The following is a 2,204-nucleotide window of genomic DNA, read 5'->3' as shown; positions in this document are numbered from 1 at the left end:
GAAGCGGGCGTAGTTCAATGGTAGAACGAGAGCTTCCCAAGCTCTATACGAGGGTTCGATTCCCTTCGCCCGCTCCAATTCTCCTGAATAATCAATAAGTTAGATTATTCAGTCAGTTACGTTGCCCTGCTTTACAGGTACAACTTAAACTACCCATTGTACTACGCCCGCACCTGTCGCGTGATTGGTCTGTGGTACAGGGGAGCATATCATCACGCTGGCAGTAGTTCCAAGTTCATACTGCGACAGTCCAACATGAACATAAAGCCGTCTACCCGGCATAATTCCCCAAGCTTTCAGTGAAGCGCATTTTTGCCGATGCTCCTACATGCCACACGTCGAGATGACGTTGCAGGGAATAAACAGGTTTATGGTGGTTATGGTACTTGCACACCACATGCAAGCTCTGCCAGCGGTTCGGCCTCGCTCCTTCGGGTACATGGTCATCCTGATAAATTTCACTGTCTGACATAACCCCTGATGAAGTCGCCTAACGGCTCCGCACGTTGTCTTACCACCAACGGGCAATAAGGCTTGTATTGTCCAAAATCTGCGCTACGCTATCTTTGATTACACACAGCAATGGACATAAAAACATGCAAAAAGAACACTTTAAAGCAAATACTCAATATAACGACTACAAAGGCACTGTTGCAGCGGACAGGGCTGATCAAGACAGCTTCAGTGACTTCCTGAGAGCTAAAGGGATTCTGAAAGAAGGTGAGATAGTTAAAGGCATTTCTTTCTTCAGAACTGGGAATCTCTTTGATGTAGAGGCATATATAATGGAACAAACTGGCGAGTTAAGAAGAGAAAATGTCCAAATAACTTTGGAAGACTTTTTCAATACATTCAAGCGCTTTTCAATCAAACTCTCTCGTAATGGAGAGTTTGATGATCAAGAAATTGAGTTCAAAGAGTAAGGAATCATCATGAGCATTTACTTTAATGAGCACGGTAGCGCGATTGGATACCAGGTAGAAGGACGCTGGACAATCAAGGGCGATTATTTGCAAATCGAACATGGCCCCAACATCCCAGGTGGCTTGTACAAAATTAACGATAATAAGGTGAAATTCCCACTCGACTACAAAGAGGTTGAGGGAGTGATCGATACTGAGAAACTTACTTTTACTGTGTGTGGTACCGTATATAAAATGATTAAACCATCTGAACCGTTTGCCATACCTGTACGTTTTCCTACCTAAACGTCTTCACACTCGGGCAGCGGTACCCTTTTGGGTCTTCTGCGTATGCGAAATGTCTTTATACCGCTAGTAAGGTCTTTCTCCTCTTTGGCGTTCCACATTTTATTGCAATTGGTCTTTTGCGGGAGGTATACCTCCCGCGATAAAAGAGTTAAGGTAAGTATCTGAGAATTTCGGCAGTCCAGTTTCTACGGTGAATTACTCTGGCATGATGCAAATTTCCATCTAAAATCTCAGCTTTAGTTAATTGCGATAAATGTTGCCAATCATTGTCAAAAATGTAGGTTGCATTGTTACACTGTGAACTTTCTAATACATAGGTATTGTGGTTGGGGAATCCAAAAATCACGTAACCTTGAAAGCCAGCCTTTCCTACAGCGACAAAATCAGGTTGTTTGCTGTTAATGAGTTGAAGTCTACCCTCGACTACAGCAGAATTTCCTTTTCCTCGAGGTTTGATTGCTGACATTATCTGAGGGCCTATTGTACTCCAAGGATATTGCCCTTGAGGAAGGAGGCTCCAGTTCAGTTTTATAGACTGAGTGGTGACAATAGTATTGAGTTCCTCGTCAACCACTTCGCAAAGACCAAATAACTCTAAAAACAAGTTAACGCAATGTGTTACAAGATTCTTTTTTTCATCTGTCAAAGTCAATTTAGGAGATATTACTAACTTCTCCCCGTTTAGATTCTCAACAATTTTCAATTCGACGCCAGGAGGTGGAGTGAAAACTCTCTGGTAACGCTGATACTCGATTTCCCTCGTTTCAGTGACCTCCTCAGTTTGGCCCCTGCCAACCCATTTTTTCCATGTCCAGGAAACTTGGCGGTAAGCAGTTTCTTTAGGCAAAGTTTTATCCGGTACTGATTTACCATTCGCATTGAAACGAGTTACAGCTCCAACGATGCGAGGGAGAACTGATCTTACCCAGCAATAGTGGACACGCGGCTAAGTGAGTAAACTCTCAGTCAGAGGTGACTCACATGACAAAAACA

At 43.2% G+C, this 2,204-nt stretch carries 3 protein-coding genes and 1 tRNA gene; 3 read left to right on the top strand and 1 reads right to left on the bottom strand.

Features of this window, described 5'->3' with window-relative positions; genetic code table 11:
- Positions 1-3: 3 nt before the first annotated feature.
- From RTW80_RS24325 to RTW80_RS24315, 3 genes are all read left to right on the top strand, one after another.
- Positions 4-77: transfer RNA gene (locus tag RTW80_RS24325), tRNA-Gly, on the top strand.
- Positions 78-596: 519 nt separating this feature from the next.
- Positions 597-923, top strand: a complete 327-nt coding sequence (locus tag RTW80_RS24320; protein ID WP_032248075.1) for a hypothetical protein — start codon at positions 597-599, stop codon at positions 921-923.
- 9 nt (positions 924-932) lie between these two features.
- On the top strand, positions 933-1,208 hold the full coding sequence (locus tag RTW80_RS24315) for a hypothetical protein (protein WP_033549158.1): 276 nt from the start codon (positions 933-935) through the stop codon (positions 1,206-1,208).
- 151 nt (positions 1,209-1,359) lie between these two features.
- On the opposite strand, the gene RTW80_RS24310 is transcribed toward RTW80_RS24315, so the two are convergent.
- Positions 1,360-2,058: a hypothetical protein gene (locus RTW80_RS24310; RefSeq protein WP_244461730.1), complete on the bottom strand. Its 699-nt coding sequence runs from the start codon at positions 2,056-2,058 to the stop codon at positions 1,360-1,362.
- Between the last annotated feature and the right edge of the window lie 146 nt (positions 2,059-2,204).

The organism is Escherichia sp. AM3 (assembly GCF_032029835.1).
GTDB classification, from domain to species: Bacteria; Pseudomonadota; Gammaproteobacteria; order Enterobacterales; family Enterobacteriaceae; genus Escherichia; species Escherichia coli.
This window is presented reverse-complemented; position numbering and strand designations above follow the sequence as displayed.

What these genes read in the sequence shown, in the direction of transcription:
- RTW80_RS24320 (WP_032248075.1), top strand. Translation starts at nt 597, where the DNA reads ATGCAAAAAGAACACTTTAAAGCAAATACTCAATATAACGACTACAAA.
- RTW80_RS24315 (WP_033549158.1), top strand. Translation starts at nt 933, where the DNA reads ATGAGCATTTACTTTAATGAGCACGGTAGCGCGATTGGATACCAGGTA.